The sequence below is a fragment of the Martelella mediterranea DSM 17316 genome, assembly GCF_002043005.1.
GTDB classification, from domain to species: domain Bacteria; phylum Pseudomonadota; class Alphaproteobacteria; order Rhizobiales; family Rhizobiaceae; genus Martelella; species Martelella mediterranea.
Map to the genome: position 1 here is coordinate 3,905,704 of NZ_CP020330.1, position 16,079 is coordinate 3,921,782.

Annotated in this window: 13 protein-coding genes; 8 read left to right on the top strand and 5 right to left on the bottom strand. The window is 63.5% G+C overall.

Annotated elements, in window-relative coordinates; translation table 11 throughout:
- Positions 1–12 precede the first annotated feature (12 nt).
- The 4 genes from Mame_RS18175 to Mame_RS18190 are packed head-to-tail and all read left to right on the top strand — an operon-like array spanning position 13 to position 4,230.
- Positions 13–846 carry a carbohydrate ABC transporter permease gene (locus Mame_RS18175; RefSeq protein WP_026173963.1) on the top strand — a complete coding sequence of 278 codons (834 nt, stop codon included), beginning with the start codon at positions 13–15 and terminating at the stop codon, positions 844–846.
- Between the two features lie 12 nt (positions 847–858).
- Positions 859–1,809 carry an SIS domain-containing protein gene (locus Mame_RS18180; protein WP_018067623.1) on the top strand — a complete coding sequence of 317 codons (951 nt, stop codon included), beginning with the start codon at positions 859–861 and terminating at the stop codon, positions 1,807–1,809.
- Positions 1,806–3,122 (top strand): D-tagatose-bisphosphate aldolase, class II, non-catalytic subunit, encoded by a 1,317-nt coding sequence (locus Mame_RS18185; protein WP_018067622.1) that lies wholly within the window; start codon positions 1,806–1,808, stop codon positions 3,120–3,122. The genes Mame_RS18180 and Mame_RS18185 overlap by 4 nt, the downstream gene beginning before the upstream one ends.
- A gap of 46 nt (positions 3,123–3,168) precedes the next feature.
- Positions 3,169–4,230 carry an ABC transporter ATP-binding protein gene (locus Mame_RS18190; protein WP_018067621.1) on the top strand — a complete coding sequence of 354 codons (1,062 nt, stop codon included), beginning with the start codon at positions 3,169–3,171 and terminating at the stop codon, positions 4,228–4,230.
- Between the two features lie 254 nt (positions 4,231–4,484).
- Here Mame_RS18190 and Mame_RS18195 read toward each other — a convergent pair whose 3' ends face one another.
- The 4 genes from Mame_RS18195 to aspS all read right to left on the bottom strand — a co-directional run bounded on the left by Mame_RS18195 (position 4,485) and on the right by aspS (position 9,556).
- On the bottom strand, positions 4,485–5,264 hold the full coding sequence (locus Mame_RS18195) for an ATP-binding cassette domain-containing protein (protein WP_018067620.1): 780 nt from the start codon (positions 5,262–5,264) through the stop codon (positions 4,485–4,487).
- A gap of 1 nt (position 5,265) precedes the next feature.
- The gene (locus tag Mame_RS18200) at positions 5,266–6,366 is read right to left on the bottom strand and encodes an ABC transporter permease (protein ID WP_155122240.1); all 1,101 of its coding nucleotides are present in this window, start codon (positions 6,364–6,366) and stop codon (positions 5,266–5,268) included.
- Positions 6,367–6,512: 146 nt separating this feature from the next.
- Positions 6,513–7,460, bottom strand: a complete 948-nt coding sequence (locus Mame_RS18205; protein WP_018067618.1) for a sugar ABC transporter substrate-binding protein — start codon at positions 7,458–7,460, stop codon at positions 6,513–6,515.
- Positions 7,461–7,768: 308 nt separating this feature from the next.
- Complete coding sequence (aspS, locus tag Mame_RS18210; RefSeq protein ID WP_018067617.1) at positions 7,769–9,556, bottom strand: aspartate--tRNA ligase; 1,788 nt, start codon at positions 9,554–9,556, stop codon at positions 7,769–7,771.
- Between the two features lie 234 nt (positions 9,557–9,790).
- Between aspS and rnd the strand changes: the two genes are divergently transcribed.
- Both rnd and Mame_RS18220 read left to right on the top strand, forming a co-directional pair.
- The gene (gene rnd / locus Mame_RS18215) at positions 9,791–10,936 is read left to right on the top strand and encodes a ribonuclease D (RefSeq protein ID WP_018067616.1); all 1,146 of its coding nucleotides are present in this window, start codon (positions 9,791–9,793) and stop codon (positions 10,934–10,936) included.
- A gap of 83 nt (positions 10,937–11,019) precedes the next feature.
- Entirely contained in the window at positions 11,020–12,360 is a 1,341-nt protein-coding gene (locus Mame_RS18220) for an esterase-like activity of phytase family protein (protein ID WP_018067615.1), read from the top strand.
- Positions 12,361–12,399: 39 nt separating this feature from the next.
- Here Mame_RS18220 and Mame_RS18225 read toward each other — a convergent pair whose 3' ends face one another.
- A complete protein-coding gene (locus Mame_RS18225; protein WP_018067614.1) occupies positions 12,400–12,807 on the bottom strand; it encodes a DUF2000 family protein in 408 nt (135 codons plus the stop codon).
- On the opposite strand from Mame_RS18225, the gene Mame_RS18230 reads away from it, so the two are divergent.
- Both Mame_RS18230 and Mame_RS18235 read left to right on the top strand, forming a co-directional pair.
- Positions 12,806–13,750, top strand: coding sequence for an AraC family transcriptional regulator (locus tag Mame_RS18230; protein ID WP_018067613.1), 945 nt, complete (start codon positions 12,806–12,808; stop codon positions 13,748–13,750). The genes Mame_RS18225 and Mame_RS18230 overlap by 2 nt on opposite strands.
- A gap of 139 nt (positions 13,751–13,889) precedes the next feature.
- Entirely contained in the window at positions 13,890–16,076 is a 2,187-nt protein-coding gene (locus tag Mame_RS18235) for an RNA degradosome polyphosphate kinase (protein WP_018067612.1), read from the top strand.
- Positions 16,077–16,079 lie beyond the last annotated feature (3 nt).

Here is a 16,079-nt window from a genome sequence, read left to right on the forward strand (position 1 = left end):
CTTGCCTATCGCATGATGATCTGGGCCGGCCTTGCCGTGCTGCTGATCTGGTCGCTGGGGCCGGTCTATTGGACCTTTGCCAGCGCGCTGACGCCGACCGAGGATTTCTCGGCCCGCCCGATCCATTTCTTCCCGCAGAACATCACCTTGGATCACTTCGCCCGCATTTTCGGCATCGGCATCGAACGGATCGGCGGGGTCGAGGTCTGGGCGCAGTTCCGCGCGGCGCTGTTCAACTCCATCGTCACCTCGGCGCTGGCGACGGTGCTGTGCGTGGCGATCTCCGCGCTCGGAGCCTATGCCTTCACCCGGCTCGATTTTCCGGGCCGCAAGACCCTGTTCATCCTGGTGGTAGCGACGCTCGCGATCCCGGCCTACGCGGTGCTAATCCCGCTTTACCGGATCCTCATCAGCCTGCACATGATCGACACCTATACGGGCATCGCGCTGATCTATGTGTCGGCCTATCTGCCGCTGTCGCTCTGGCTGCTTCGAAGCGTGTTCGAATCGCTTCCGATCGCGCTGGAGGAAGCCGCCCAGCTCGACGGCGCCGGACGGCTCTTCATCTTCTTCAACATCGTGCTGCCGCTGGCGGGGCCGGGGCTGACGGCGACCGCCATCCTCACGTTCCTCGGCGCCTGGGGCCAGTACCTCATTCCGTTGATCTTCTCGCCGGCGCAAACCAAGCCGCTGACGGTGCTGATCCCGGAATTCGTCACCAAAAACTTCGTCGACTACGGCCTGATCACGGCAAGCGGTTCCGTTGCCATCATCATCCCCGCCCTCGTCGTCATTTTCCTGAACCGGTACCTCGTCAGCGGTCTGCTGGCAGGTTCGGTCAAATAAACCGGAGACAACATGAACACGACTGAAAAAGTGATTTTCGAGCAATTCCCCTATTGGGAAAAGGCGATCACTTGGAAACCCGGTTCGCATGACGCAGCGCTGACCGTCATCGTCGGCTGCGGCACATCGTATAACCTCGCGCTGTCGCTTGCGGCCTATTTCAATCTCGCGGGCCGCGCCGCGATCGCGGTGCCGGGCGCCGAATGGCTGAGCCGTCCGGGCGCTTTCTTCCCCGACTGGCAGAATACACATGTCATCGCCCTGTCGCGCAGCGGCGAAAGCACCGAAACGGTCGCCGCCGCCAAGGCGAGCCGCGCCGCCGGCGCCCATGTGACGGCGATCACCGTGGAACCGGAAAGCCCGCTTGCGAAAAACTGCGATACGCTGGTGGTTTCGCCATCCCATCCCGACGAAGGCATCGTGATGTCGGTGTCCGCAAGCCTGATGCTGCTGCTCGGCCAGCGCATGATCGGCCAGGATATGACGACCGCGATCATCGATACCGCCCGCAGGCTGATGGACGATCTCGACGCAGCGCTTCCGCAGCTCATCGAGAACCGCTCGCATTTCGTCTTCCTCGGCGGCGGCCCGCTCTACGGCATCGCGCTTGAGGGCGCGCTGAAGCTGATGGAGATGAGCCAGACCGTGACCCAGGCCTTCCATCCGCTGGAATACCGTCACGGCCCGATCAGCCTCGTCAGCGAGGAAACCGCCGTCGTCATGCTCTACTCCGACCAGAAAGCCGAAGAGGCCAAGGTGGTCGCCGAGCTTCAGGACAAGGGCGCGGTGGTGATCGGCCTCGGCGGTCCGGGCGATCTCGCGCTTGATCTCGACACCGGGCTTTCGCTTTCGGGGCTGGCCATGCTGCCGGCGCTGCAGATCCTCGGCGAGCGGGTGGCGCAGATGAAAGGTCTCGACACCGTCACGCCGCGACACCTGACCAAGGTGGTGAAGCTCGCATGACGGCACCGCTCGAACAAAACCGCCACGACGCGCTCGCCCGCCTTTTCGGCGGGCGCGGCGGCCCGCTGCCGCGCGGCATCGCCTCGGTCTGCTCCGCCCATGCGCTGGTGATCGAGGCCGCACTCAGGCGCGCTGCGGCCGATGGCGCGGTCGCGCTGATCGAGGCCACCTGCAATCAGGTCAATCAGGACGGCGGCTATACCGGCATGACGCCGCAGGATTTCCGCGCCTTTGTCGAAAAGATCGCCGGCGCGATCGGCTTTCCATCCGAGCGGATCATCTTCGGCGGGGATCATCTCGGCCCCAATCCGTGGAAAAGCCTTGCCGCGGACGAGGCGATGGCGCGCGCCGAAACCATGATCGCCGCCTATGCCGCGGCGGGTTTCGAGAAGCTCCACCTCGACACCTCTATGGGCTGCGCCGGGGAACCGACAGCCCTTGCCGATGACCTGACGGCCGAACGCGCAGCAAGGCTCGCAAAGGTCGCCGAGCAGGCGGCCAAAGACGCCGGCCATCGCCCGCCGGTCTACATCATCGGCACCGAGGTGCCGCCGCCGGGCGGCGCAACCCACGCCCTTGACGATATCGAACCGACCGATGCCGATGCCGTGAAGAACACCTATGCGGTGCACCGCGATGCGTTCGCCGCTGCCGGCATTGCCACGGCCCTTGATCACGTGATCGCCATCGTCGTTCAGCCGGGCGTCGAGTTCGGCAACGCCAATGTGGCGATCTACAAACCCGAACGGGCCCGCGCGCTGGTCGGCGCGCTCAGTGACCTGCCCGGCCTGATCTACGAGGCTCATTCCACCGACTACCAGCCGGTGGAGGCGCTGACGCAACTTGTCGATGACGGTTTCGCGATCCTCAAGGTCGGGCCCGGCCTGACCTTTGCCCTGCGCGAGGCGCTTTACGGTCTTGACGCGATTGCCGCCACACTTGAGGGCAAGGATGGCCAGGGGCCGTTGTTTTCGGCCATGGAAAGCCTGATGCTGGAAAAACCCGGCCACTGGCGCTCCCATTATACCGGCTCGGACGCGGAGCAGCGGCTGCAGCGCCATTTCAGCTACAGCGACCGGATCCGCTATTACTGGCCGGAAAAGGAAGCCGCCACCGCGATCGATGCGCTGTTTGCACGCCTTGAGGGCGATATTCCCGAAACGCTGATCAGCCAGCACATGGCGCGGATCTATCCAGACGTGGTTGCCGGCAGGGTCGCGCCGCACGCGCGCGATCTGTGCCTTGCCGCGATCGACGCGGCCCTTCTGCCCTATGCCCAAGCCACCGGCTCAGGGACGAGGCAGGCCGCATGAACATGACAGGTGCTACGCGCCGCAATCTGGCAAGTGAGAAACCGATATGGCTTCAGTAGACGTAAGAAAGGTCCGCAAGAGCTACGGACATGTGGAAGTCCTGCATGGCGTGGATATTGATATCCAGGAAGGCGAATTCGTGATCCTGGTCGGCCCGTCCGGCTGCGGAAAATCGACGCTCCTGCGCATGATCGCGGGACTTGAGGAGATCAGCGGCGGCGAGGTCGCGATCGGCGGCAAGGTGGTCAACGACGTCGCGCCGAAGCTGCGCGACATCGCCATGGTGTTCCAGTCCTACGCGCTCTATCCGCACATGACGGTGGAGGCCAATATGGGCTTCTCGCTGAGGCTGGCCAAAGCGCCGAAGGACGAGATCAAGCGCCGGGTCGGCGAGGCCGCCCAGATTCTCGGGCTGGAAAAGCTGCTCGACCGCTATCCCCGCAACCTCTCCGGCGGCCAGCGCCAGCGTGTCGCCATGGGCCGCGCGATCGTGCGCCAGCCGCAGGTGTTCCTGTTCGACGAGCCGTTGTCCAATCTCGACGCCAAGCTGCGCGTGCAGATGCGCTCGGAGATCAAGCAGCTCCACCAGCGGCTCAAGACGACCATCGTCTACGTGACCCACGACCAGATCGAGGCCATGACCATGGCCGATCGGATCGTGGTGATGCGCGACGGCCATGTCGAACAGTTCGGCACCCCGCTCGAACTCTATGCGACGCCGAGAAACGTGTTCGTCGCGGGCTTCATCGGCTCGCCGGGCATGAACCTGATCGAAGGCCGCATCGGCACGGATGGCCCGTCGGAATTCATCGCCAATGGCGGCGGGCGGCTGTCGCTTCCGCCCGGTTGCGCGGTCGAGCCCGGCCGCAAGGTGATCTACGGCATCCGCCCCGAACATATCGCGCTCGATGATGCCGGGGTTGACGTCGAGGTCGTTGTTGTCGAGCCGACCGGGGCCGAAACCCAGATCATCTGCCGCATCGGCGAGGACGACATCATGGTCGCCCAGCGCGAATGGCTGACGGTCGATGCCCACGACCGCCTCACCATCAAGCCGGATATCGACAAGGTCCACCTGTTCGACGCGGAGACCGGCGAGCGTATCTGACGGCGTCAGCTTGGAACATTACGGGCAAGGCCATCGTGCATGGCCTCGCCGCTTGCTCCCATTACTCTCTCCCGCTGGCGGGAGAGATGCCCCGAAAGGGGCAGTGAGGGTGGCGCAGCATCTCGTCTCGTGAGGGCGTTCGCGGGGATAGACTCCCCCCTCACTGTCGCTTTCGCGACATCTCTCCCCGCCGGGGCGAGAAGACTGGGGAGGTATGCGGCGACGAAACGTGCACGATTGATGCGTACCGGACCTTAAACCGTGCCGCCGAGCGAGGATTCCAGCTCGACCATCTCGCGGCCGCCGGCCATCATGTCCTGCAGCTCCTCCGCGCCGATCTCGCCGCGTTTCGCCGTGCCGAGCGTGTGGCCGTGGTTGATGACGGTGAAGCGGTCGCCGACGGCGAGCGCGTGGCGGACATTGTGGGTGATGAAGATCACGCCCACGCCGGCCTTGCGCACCCGGTCGATAGTGGAGAGCACATTGGCGGTCTGGCGCACGCCGAGCGCCGAGGTCGGCTCGTCGAGGATCAGCACCCGCGCGCCGAAATAGACCGCGCGGGCGATCGCCACGGTCTGCCGCTCGCCGCCCGACAGCGTGCCGACGGCCTGATCGGCGGAGCGCAGATGGATGCCCATCTTCGCCATTTCGTCAACGGTGATCGCGCCGGCCTTCTTGTGATCGAAGACCTTGATCGGGCCGAAGCGCTTCTCCGGCTCGCGACCCATCCAGAAATTGCGGGTCACCGACATCAGCGGGATCATCGCCAGGTCCTGGTAGACCGTGGCGATGCCCGCCGCCATCGCGTCGCGCGGGTCCGAGAAGGTTCGCTCCTTTCCGTCCACCAGAATGCGCCCCGCGCTTGGCTTGTGAACGCCCGACATGGTCTTGATGAAGGTCGATTTGCCGGCGCCGTTATCGCCCAGAAGGCAATGGCATTCTCCGGCGAAAACCGAAAGCGACACGCCGGCAAGCGCAATGACGGCACCGAAATGCTTTTCGATGTCGACGAGTTCGATCAGGGGTTCGCTCATCTCAGCGTTCTCCCGTTATGGAGCGGCGGATATAGGTGTTGAGGATCACCGCCAGAAGCAGGATGACGCCCAGGAACACCCGAAACAGCGAGCTCTCGACGCCGGCGAAGAACAGGCCCTGCTGGACCACGCCGAAGATCAGCGCGCCGAGGGCCGCACCGATGACGGAGCCGTAGCCGCCGGTCAGAAGCGCGCCGCCGATGACAACCGAGATGATCGCCTCGAACTCCTTCAGCAGCCCGCGATCGGCCGCCGCCGAGCCGAATTCCATCACCTGGCAGGTGGCGAAAACGGTGGCACAGAAAGCGGTGAGCATGAACATCAGGATTTTCACCCGGTTCACCGGCACGCCGACATAGCGCGCCGCCTGGGCATCGCCGCCGGCGGCAAAGATCCAGTTGCCGAATTTGGTGCGCACCAGAATGAAATGTCCAACGATGATCAGCGCCAGCGCCCAGACCATCAGCATCGGAATGCCCTCGACCACCGGTTGGCCGGCGCGGGGGCCGGCGACGAAGGTGCCGATCATGTCGTGCTCGGCGAGCCAGGAGAACAGCCCCTTCAGCACCGTGCCGCCGAACAGAGCGGCCAGCCAGTCGCCCTCGGCCGCCTCACGCACGCCGCCGATGATGGTCTTCGAGGTGGTGGTGATGGCGATATAGATGGTGAGGCCCCTCAGGATGAACAGAAAGGCGAGCGTGACGATGAACGAGGGGAGCCCGGTGCGGATCACCAGATAGCCGTTGAGGGCGCCGATGGCGAGCGCCAGCGCGAAGGCGGCGAGGATCGCGAGCCAGGCGGGCACGCCGAGCTGCACCGTCAACAGTGCGATGATGATGCCGGAAAAGCCGATCATCGAGCCGATCGAAAGATCGAACTCGCCGGCGATCATCAACAGGCAGGCGCCGACGGCGAGGATCGCGAACTGTGCCGAGACCGTGCCCCAGTTGATGAAGCCCTCGGCGGAAAACATGCCGCTGTCGCCGGCAATGAACATGAACAGCACGAACACCAGAATGGTGCCGCAGATGCTGCCGAGCTCCGGACGCACCAGCGCCTTGCGCCAGCGCGGCACCGCGCGCATGCGCTCCTCGGCGACCATTTCCTCGATCGGCTTGGGTGTTTCGGACATGGACAAGACCATTCCTTCTGGCAGGCAAACGGGCGGCAGCGCGGCGGCGCGCGCCCCTCTTTGCGTGTTGGCAGGAAAACGCCGCGCGCCCACAAGGGGCACGCGGCGCCTGTCATTTAGCGGTACTGACCGGCGTATTTCTCAACCAGTTCGATATTGTCCTTGGTGGTGAAACCGGGACCCGAATTGATCGAGTTGGACGGCATGACGCCGTAACGCGCGTAGTTCGTCAGAAGAACCACCGGCAGATAGCCCTGCAGATAGGGCTGCTGGTCGATCGCGAAGTTGATGGTGCCGGCCTTGATGGCATCGGCGATCGCGGTCGAAAGATCGAACGTGCCGAAATAGACCTCGCCCGACTGGCCCATTTCATCGAGCGCGGCAAGCGTCGGCTCTGCCGAGTTCGGGCCGAGCGTCAGGATGGCGCCGGTATCGGGATGGGCGTTGAGGTAGGCCATCACCTTCGACTTGACTTCCGAGGGGTCCATGCCGCTGTCGATCATCTGGTCGCCGAGTTCCACGCCGAGCCCATCGGCAAAGCCCTGGCAGCGTTCCACCGAGGCCGGGTTGGTGATGTAGTGGTTGACGCAGACGAAGCTTTCCGCGCCGGATTCATTCTTCGCGCGTTCGCCGGCAAGCTTGCCGGCGGTATATTCCGGCTGGCCGATATGCATCATCGCGCCGAGTTTCTTCGACTGCTCCTCGGTGCCCGAATTGATGGTGATCACCGGAATGCCCTTGGCAACGGCGTCGGAGACCGGGCCGGAAAGCACGTCGTAATCGGCGATGGTGACGATGATGCCGTCCGGATTGGAGGCGGTCGCCTGCTGGACGATGCGCGCCATGTCGGCAAGGTCGCCGGAGGCGGGATTGCGATATTCCACTTCGACATCCATCTGGTCGCCCGCCACATTGATGGCGTTCTTGATGGTGTTCCACCAGCTGTCGCTGTCGGGCGCATGCGAGATCAGCACGAAACGCTCGCCTTCGGCCTGAGCTGCCGCGGGCAGCATGGCGCCAAACGCAAGTGCCGTGGCCGCAAGGGCCAGTAATTGCTTCTTCATGGATTCCTCCCGTTCAAAACCGGGGCCATCTCCTCACAGCCGGCCGGTCTTCTCCCAAACGCGGCCCGTTCCCCGTGCCGCATGAAAAAGAATTTATATTCCATTCTTTCTCACTTCAATATTTATTTGCTATTTTCTGCTTTGCACGGGTGAACATTAGCATAAAGTATAACAAGCTATCTGGCCGACGCGGAAAGTCAGGCCCCGCTTCGCCCCGCCATTTACGGGCCGAAAGCCTTTCGCCCAAAACGGAAAAACCCCGGCGATCGCTCGCCGGGGCTTCCCAATAACTGCGTTGCCTTAAGGCCTCAGTCCTTCTTCTTGGGCATCAGCCGGAGGCCGAGTTCGCGGAGCTGGGCCGGTTCGGCCTCGGAGGGGCCGCCCATCAGAAGGTCCTGGGCCTGCTGGTTCATCGGGAACAGCGCGACCTCGCGCACGGTCTTGGCGCCGGCGAGCAGCATCACGATACGGTCGATGCCGAAAGCGCAGCCGCCATGCGGGGGCGCGCCATACTGGAAGGCGCGGTAGAGGCCGCCGAACTGCTCCTCGACGTCCGCGGCGCTCTTGCCGGTAATCTCGAACGCCTTGACCATGACCTCCGGCAACTGGTTACGGATCGACCCGGAGGCGATCTCGTAGCCGTTGCAGACGGCGTCATACTGATAGGCCTTGATCGTCAGCGGGTCCTGGTTTTCCAGCGCATCAAGACCGCCCTGCGGCATCGAGAACGGGTTGTGCGAGAAATCGACCTTCTTCTCGTCTTCCAGCCATTCGTAGAACGGGAAGTCGACGATCCAGCAAAGCTCGAACCGGTCCTTGTCGGTGAGCCCCAGCTCATCGCCGACGCGCGTGCGGGCTTCGCCGGCGAACTTGTAGAACTTGGACGGCTCGCCCGCGACGAAGAAGCAGGCATCGCCCTCGTCGAGGCCAAGCTGCGCGCGGATCGCCTCGGTGCGCTCCGGGCCGATGTTCTTGGCAAGCGGTCCGGCACCATCGAGCGTCTCGCCTTCCTTGCGCCAGAAGATGTAGCCCAGCCCCGGCTGGCCCTGGCCCTGCGCCCAGGAGTTCATCCGGTCGCAGAAGGCGCGGGAGCCGCCGGTCTTGGCCGGTATCGCCCAGACCTCGACCTTCGGGTTCTTCTCGATCATGCCGGCGAACACCTTGAAGCCGGAGCCGGCGAAATGCTCGGTGACCGCTTCCATGACAATCGGGTTACGAAGGTCCGGCTTGTCGGACCCGTATTTGCGGATCGCCTCGTCATAGGGAATGCGCGGCCATTTCCTGGTGACCGGCTTGCCGTCGGCGAATTTTTCGAAGATGCCGGTCATCACCGGCTCCATGGTTTCCCAGACATCTTCCTGGGTAACGAAGCTCATCTCGACATCGAGCTGGTAGAATTCGCCCGGCAGGCGGTCGGCGCGCGGGTCCTCGTCGCGGAAGCACGGCGCGATCTGGAAATAGCGGTCGAAACCGGCAACCATCAGAAGCTGCTTGTACTGCTGCGGGGCCTGCGGCAGGGCATAGAACTTGCCCTGATGGATGCGGCTCGGCACCAGGAAGTCGCGCGCGCCTTCGGGCGACGACGCCGTCAGGATCGGCGTGGAATACTCGCCGAAGCCGGCATCGGCCATGGCCGAACGCATCGAGGCGACGATCTTGGTGCGCTTGACGATGTTGGCGTGCAGCGTTTCGCGGCGCAGATCCAGGAAGCGGTATTTCAGGCGGACGTCTTCGGGATAGTCCGGTTCGCCGAACACCGGAACCGGCAGTTCCTTCGCCGCCGATAGCACCTCGATCTCTTCCGCATAAAGCTCGATCTCGCCGGTCGCCATGTTCTTGTTGACGGTGTCTTCCGAGCGCGCACGCACCTTGCCGTCAATGCGAATCACCCATTCGCCGCGCACCTTCTCGGCGGTGGCGAAGGCGGGCGAATCCGGATCGGCGACCACCTGGGTCATGCCGTAATGGTCGCGCAGGTCGATGAAGAGCACGCCGCCATGGTCGCGCACGCGGTGCACCCAGCCGGAAAGGCGGGCGGTCTGGCCAACGTCGGACTTGTTGAGGGCGGCACAGGTATGGCTGCGGTAGCGGTGCATAATCTTTTCCGTAACGGGTTTTCGGGCGCGCGGAACGGCCCCGTATCATGAATTCGCGCGGAAAAGCGCATGACGGGGGCATTTTGTCAAGGAAAAGCCCCGCGCGAAGGAGGAAATCAGCTTCGTGAGAGGTCTCTCGAGGGGTGGCGTTTTCGCGCTCCCGCCGCCCCTTCCCTTGACATCGCCGCCGCAAAGGCGAAGGAAAGGTGGCGAAAAACGAGACGATATTTGAAGATGATCGAAACCACCGCCGCCCTTGCCGAGGCTTGTGCCACGCTTGCCAAATCCGACTTCGTCACGATCGACACCGAATTCATCCGCGAAAGCACGTTCTGGCCGGAACTCTGCCTGATCCAGATGGCGAGCCCCGATCTGGAAGTGCTGGTGGACCCGCTGGCAAAGGGCATCGACCTCAAGCCATTCTTCGAGCTGATGGCCGATGCCTCGGTGGTGAAGGTGTTTCACGCCGCGCGGCAGGACCTCGAGATCGTCTATCATCTCGGCAACATGCTGCCCGCGCCGCTGTTCGACACCCAGGTCGCCGCCATGGTCTGCGGCTTCGGCGACAGCGTTTCCTATGATCAGCTGGTCTCCCGCATCACCGGCGCGCATATCGACAAATCCTCGCGCTTCACCGACTGGCGCGCCCGTCCGCTCAACGACAAGCAGCTTTCCTATGCGCTGGCCGACGTCACCCATCTGCGGGACGTCTATCTGAAGCTCAAGGAACAGCTTGAAAGCGAGGGCCGCACCGACTGGGTGGAGGAGGAGATGGCTATCCTCGAAAACCCGCAGACCTACGACCTGCCGCCGGAAATGGCCTGGACGCGGCTGAAGCTTCGGATCAAGAAGCCGATCGATTTCGCGGTGATGCAGAAGGTCGCCGAATGGCGCGAGAACGAGGCGCGCGAACGCAACCAGCCCCGCCGCCGGGTGTTGAAGGACGACACGATCTACGAGATTGCCCAGCAGCATCCGACCGAGCCGGAGGCGCTGGCGAAGCTGCGGATGATCCCCAAGGGCTGGGAACGCTCTCAGCCGGCAGCGGGCCTGCTGGAGGCGGTCAAGACGGCGCTCGCCATACCCAAGGCCGACCTTCCGCGCCTGCCCCGCCAGCCGCACATGCCGGAAGGGGCAGCTGCGGCCGCCGAGCTTTTGAAGGTGCTGCTCAAGATCGTCGCCGAGCAGAACAAGGTCGCCGCCCGCGTGATCGCCTCCTCCGACGATCTCGACAAGATCGCGGCGGAGGGCGAGAACGCCGATGTCGAGGCGATGAAGGGCTGGCGGCGCAAGCTTTACGGCGAGCCGGCGCTGAGGCTTCTGAACGGCGATGTCGCGCTGCGCTTCGTCGACAAGAAGGTCGAGATGATCGAGGTCTGACACGAAAGCTTCATGGCTCCGTGAAATCGCCGACATAAGCAGGCGCTAACGCTCCCCGTGTTTCCAACATACGGGGATATTTCATGAAGACCCTCTTTCTTGTCGCTGCCGCCACGCTTATGGCCGGCACGGCCCTTGCCGACGACACGCAGTTCCAGGCAACGCTCACCAGCCACGCCATCCTGCCGGCAAACACTATCATCGCCGTACCGGCGGACGCGCCCGTCTATATCCAGACATCGGCCAAGTTCCTGAAGCCCGGCCAGCCGCGCGTCGCCGAAATCGGCAGCGTTCCCGGCATGTCCGCCAAGCGCGAGACCGGCCTTGCGACGCCGTTCGACGGCCAGCCGATGCAGGGCTTTTCCGGCATCAAGGCCATGGGTGACGGCACGTTCTGGTCGCTCTCCGACAATGGTTTCGGTTCCAAGGCAAACTCGTCCGACGCCGCGCTGATGATCCACCATATCGCCTTCGACTGGGACGCCGGCACGGTCGACCGGAAGGAAACCATCTTCCTCTCCGACCCGAACATGGTCGCGCCCTTCCCGATCGTGCTTGAAGGGTCCGACAGCCGCTATCTCACCGGCGCGGACTTCGACATCGAATCGATCCAGCCGGTCGCGGACGGCTTCTGGATCGGCGACGAACTCGGCCCCTATCTGCTGAAGTTCAATACGGCCGGCGAACTCCAGGCCGTCATTGAAACGCTGGCCGACGGCGAGCCGGTGATGTCGCCCGACAACGTCTCGCTGTCGCTGCCGAACCCGGGCGGCGAAATGCCGGCCTACAACCTGCCGCGCTCCGGCGGTTTCGAGGGCATGGCGATCTCGCCGGATGGCGCGCATCTTTACGCCATGCTGGAAAAGCCGATCGTCGTTGACGGCAAGCCGGAAATGGCTGATGGCAAGCAGGCGCTGCGCGTGCTGGAATTCGACACCGCCGCCGAGCAATGGACCGGCCGCTACTGGCTCTATCCGTTCGCCGATGGCGGCACCAATATCGGCGATTTCAACATGATCGACGCCACCACCGGTCTCGTCATCGAACGCGATGGCGGCGAAGGCGACCCTTCAATGGCCTGCGCCTTCGACACGGCCACCGGCTGCTTCGAGAAGCCCGCCATGCTGAAGCGCATCTACAAGATCGAGATGAATGACGACAACGTCAACGCCGCCGCCCGCAAGATCGGCTATATCGATCTGATGAATATCGCGGACCCGAATGGCGTTGCCCGTCAGGGCGGCAAGGACGGCGTCTACACCATGCCGTTCGTGACGATCGAGGATGTGGACGTGATTGACGACAGCCACATCATCGTCGGCAACGACAACAACCTGCCGTTCTCGGCCGGCCGCAGCCTGAATGCCGCCGACGACAACGAATTCGTCATCCTCGAAGTCGCCGACTTCCTGAACGCGAAGTAAGCTTCTGACGCCCGGCTGCCATGGCGGTCGGGCGTCTCCTCACGGGTGCATCTTCGCGCCCTTTGTGATCTTGTCGGCGATCTTCTTTTCCGCCCGAAAGGCGATGCCGACCACCTTGGCGTCCTCCGGCGAAAATTCGGCGAAGACGGCGCGATTGGCGGCGTCATGGCCCGTCGAAAACATCTCCTCGATATAGAGCGCCGCCGGCACGCCGCGTTCCAGCGCACGGGTCTGCACCTTCTTCAGCGTGTCGCCATCGCCGCACAGCACAATGATCGGCTGGGCAGAGATCGGGTGATAGACATTCCCCGCGCCGTCCCTGTAGTCTTCCCCCAACACGCCCTCTGCCGCGCCGGCGACGCCGGTCGCGAGAAAGGCGGTGACGTTGAGCTTCTGCCATTGCGCAAGATCCTCGCGCACGACGATGACGAATTTGGTGTCGAACATGAATGCGAACTCCGGGAAGGGATTTGAACGGTCGGGCGCCATCCTAGCGAAAGCGAAGGGCGGCGATCTTGAACGTTCGTGCAGGCGTGACGCGATCTTCGCCGCGCCTGCCGAGGATGGCATCGAGCGGCTGGAGGCGCGGTTTTCCGGCAACGGCTTTGCGCCGCACCGCCACGACACCTATGCGCTGGGGCTGACCATGGCCGGCGTCCAGACCTTTTCCTATCGCGGCGCGGCGCGCTTTTCGACGCCCGGCCGGCTGATCATCCTGCATCCAGATGAGCTGCATGACGGCGGCGCCGGCGGCGAGGACGGGCTCACCTACCGGATGATCTACCTGCCGCCGGAAAAGATCATGGCCGCCTTGGAAGGGCTCGCGACCGCCCTCCCCTTTGTCCGCGATCCCGTGGCCGATGACGGCCAGATGAGGGCAAGCCTGATCGAGGCGCTCGACGAACTCGACGGCGAAATGGGCGAATTGAAGCGCGACGGCCTGATCGCCGAGATCGCCCATCACCTTCTGCGCCTCGGCGACGCCCGGGGCCGCGCGGCGAAATCCATCGACCGCCGGGCGCTCGCGCTTTGCCGCGACTTCTTGAGCGAATGCGCGGAGGAAGCGATCAACTCGCAACGGCTGGAGGAGATCGCCGGACTCGACCGGTTCACGCTCGCCCGCCAGTTCCGGACGCTCTACGGCACCAGCCCGCACCGCTACCTCGTCCAGCGACGCCTTTCGCGGGCAAGGGCGATGATCATTGCGGGCGCGCCGCTGGCCGAGGCCGCCACCGCTTCCGGCTTTGCCGACCAGAGCCACATGACCCGGCATTTCGCCAAGACCTACGGAATGCCGCCCGGGCGATTTCGGGCGTTGACCCTTGCCGCGCACGCAGAGGAAGAGAAGCATCCCGCTTCTCCTCGGCACTGCCGCGGGTTGAGACGCTGAATGCGAATTCGCGCCTGAAATGCGGGGCAATCGCTACAAAACTGCTATATGTCATAGTATCGTTGCCAAACTGGGCTAAGCGGCAAATGATCAACGACCGCATGCCGATATCCGGCCAGCAAGAGGAAGAACGCACATCATGAACGACCTGTCTTCGAGCGTTTCGGAAATCGTCGAATTGGGCGCAGCCGAGGATCTTTCCAAGAGCCCGGCGCGGTTCATCAATCGCGAATTCTCCTGGCTGCAGTTCAATCGCCGCGTGCTCGAGGAAACCCTGAACCCGGCGCATCCGCTGCTGGAACGGGTGCGGTTCCTGTCGATCTCCGCGGCCAATCTCGACGAGTTCTTCATGGTCCGCGTCGCCGGCCTCGAAGGTCAGGTGCGCCAGGGCGTCACCATGCTGTCCGCCGACGGCAAGACGCCGTCCGAGCAGCTTGCCGACATCCTGCGCGAAATCGACAACCTGCAGATGGAGCAGCAGGCGGCGCTGGCCGTGCTGCAGCAGTACATGGCCAATGAAGGCGTGATGATCGTGCGCCCGACTGTGCTGTCAGAAGAGGACCGACTGTGGCTCACCAATGAATTCGAACAGGGCATTTTCCCGGTCCTGACGCCGCTTTCCATCGATCCGGCGCACCCCTTCCCGTTCATTCCCAATCTCGGCTTCACCATGGGGCTGCAACTCGTCAGCCGCCACGGCCGCGAGGCGATGAACGCGATGCTGCGCCTGCCGCCTTCGATGAACCGCTTCATCCGCCTGCCGGATCTCGACGGCGCGATCCGCTACATCACCATGGAAGACGTGATCGGCCTGTTCATCCACCGGCTCTATCCGGGTTACGAGGTGCAGGGCTACGGCACGTTCCGCATCATCCGCGACAGCGATATCGAGCTGGAGGAAGAGGCGGAGGATCTGGTGCGCTATTTCGAAAGCGCGCTGAAGCGCCGCCGCCGCGGTTCGGTGATCCGCATCGAGACCGACAGCGAGATGCCGGCATCGCTGCGCCATTTCGTGATCCATGAACTCGGCGTGCCGGAAGACCGTGTGGCCGTGCTGCCCGGTCTGCTGGCGCTCAACACGCTGTCGGAAATCACCAAGGCGCCACGCCCCGACCTCCTGTTCAAGCCGTTCAACCCACGCTTTCCCGAACGCGTCCGCGAACATCTCGGAGACAGTTTCGCCGCGATCCGCGAGAAGGATTTCGTGGTCCATCACCCTTACGAATCCTTCGACGCCGTGGTCCAGTTCCTGATCCAGGCCGCCCGCGACCCGAACGTGCTGGCGATCAAGCAGACGCTCTACCGCACCTCCAATGACAGCCCGATCGTGCGCGCGCTGATCGACGCCGCCGAGGCCGGAAAATCGGTGACGGCGCTGGTGGAACTCAAGGCCCGCTTCGACGAGGAGGCCAATATCCGCTGGGCGCGCGATCTGGAGCGCGCCGGCGTGCAGGTGGTGTTCGGCTTCATCGAGCTGAAAACCCACGCGAAACTCTCCATGGTGGTGCGCCGCGAGGAGCATAACCTCAGGACCTACTGCCATATCGGCACCGGCAACTATCACCCGATCACGGCCAAGATCTATACCGACCTGTCCTACTTCACCTGCAACCCCGAGATCGCCAACGACGTCGCCGAAATCTTCAACTTCATCACCGGCTATGGCGAGCTTGAGGAAAACATGCAGATCGCGGTGTCGCCCAAGACCATGCGTCCTCGCATTCTCCAGCATATCGAGGAAGAGATCGAGCATGTCAGGAGCGGCCTTCCCGGCGCGATCTGGATGAAGATGAATTCGCTGGTCGATCCCAAGATCATCGACGCGCTTTACCGCGCCAGCGGCGAAGGCGTGCAGATCGATCTCGTGGTGCGCGGCATCTGCTGCCTGCGCCCACAGGTGCCGGGGCTTTCCGAGAATATCCGCGTCAAGTCGATCGTCGGCCGCTTCCTGGAGCATTCCCGCATTTACTGCTTCGGCAACGGCCATGGCCTGCCCTCGGAAAATGCCCATGTCTATCTCGGTTCCGCCGACCTGATGCCGCGCAACCTCGATCGCCGGGTTGAAACGATCGTACCGGTCACCAACCCCACCGTGCATGAACAGGTTCTGTCCCAGATCATGCTGGGCAATATCATTGACAATCAGCAGAGCTACGAGATACTCCCCGACGGAACCTCGCGGCGGACGGAACCGCGCGAGGGCGAGGAACCGTTCAACGCGCAGGAGTATTTCATGACCAATCCGAGCCTGTCCGGCCGCGGAGAAGCCCTGAAATCAAGTGCGCCGAAGCTCATCGCCGGCCTGCTTTCGGGCCGCACCAAATAAGCC